Origin of the sequence: Companilactobacillus halodurans (assembly GCF_009600985.1) — a bacterium.
Taxonomy (GTDB): domain Bacteria; phylum Bacillota; class Bacilli; order Lactobacillales; family Lactobacillaceae; genus Companilactobacillus; species Companilactobacillus halodurans.
This window is the reverse complement of sequence record NZ_VDFP01000211.1, coordinates 1-1,164: the sequence shown is the minus strand read 5'-3', so window position 1 is coordinate 1,164 and position 1,164 is coordinate 1. Positions and strand designations below refer to the sequence as shown.

Sequence of the window (1,164 nt, the reverse complement as noted above, 5' to 3'; positions counted from 1 at the left end):
CATATATTGTTAGCGCTTAATATTTTCTTAGGTAAATTTTATCAATTTGATGATCTTCAGATTTGTGCAAAATCAAGTCTGCTCGGTTTCTAGTAGGTCTGATATAATCACGCAAATTAGGATAATTGATTGTGTCCCAAACGTTTCTTGCCATCTTCATAGCGTCTTTTTCAGGCATCTGGGTAAATTGGTAATAATAACTGTTAGGATCGTTTCTAGCCAAATCTAACAGTGTTTCGAAACGTTTCAAGAACCATTCCTCAATATCTTTTTCTTCAGCATCAATATAAATTGAAAAATCAAAGAAATCACTGACATAGATCTGCTCATTCTGAGGCAATTGTAATACATTTATACCTTCAACGATCAAAATATCTGGATTATCTGTTTCTTCATATTTACCTGGGATAATATCATAAATATTGTGAGAATAAAGTGGATACTTAATACGTCCACCCTTGGTCTTAACTTCACCCAAGAAGTTCAAAAGTTTTCCCATATCATAAGTTTCTGGAAAACCTTTCTTACTCATTAAATTACGTTCTTTCAGAATCTTACTGGGATATAAAAATCCATCTGTCGTCATCTGTGAAACTTTATATTGTGGATAAGCTCTTTCTAACATTATCTTCAATAATCGAGCAGTGGTACTTTTTCCCACAGCGACTGAACCAGAAACACCAATGATAAAAGGTATCTTACGTGTTGATCCGTCAGTAAACTCATTTTTTAATTTAGTCAATTTGCGATAATTCTTCAGATAAATATGAAGTAAGTGACGAATCGGCGCATAGATTGAACGCACATCGTCAATTGAAATTTCATCATCCAAAGATTTGATCTTACGCAACTCTCCATCAGTTATGGCTTGCTTGGTATATTCACCGTGGAAGTTTTCCCATTGCTTTCGAGTAAATTCATCATAGTTAGCTAAATTCTTCATATTGTTAAACCTGCTTAATATAGTAATTAACTTTTATTAAATATCTGGTATTCTAGTATAGTATAGAACTTTTTTAAAAAAGGAAACAATATATGAAGAGAATAGTATTATTTGGGGACTCGACCTTGATGGGATTTCGTGATGGAAAGGCTAGTGATACTTTAGCTAAATCCATCAGGAAAGACTTTCCAGGCTATGAAGTCATTAACATGTCGATTGCC

Annotated in this window: 1 protein-coding gene; it reads right to left on the bottom strand. The window is 33.3% G+C overall.

Annotation, left to right across the window (positions count from 1 at the left end):
* Positions 1-16: 16 nt before the first annotated feature.
* Entirely contained in the window at positions 17-943 is a 927-nt protein-coding gene (gene coaA / locus FHL06_RS13690) for a type I pantothenate kinase (RefSeq protein ID WP_153387205.1), read from the bottom strand.
* Positions 944-1,164 lie beyond the last annotated feature (221 nt).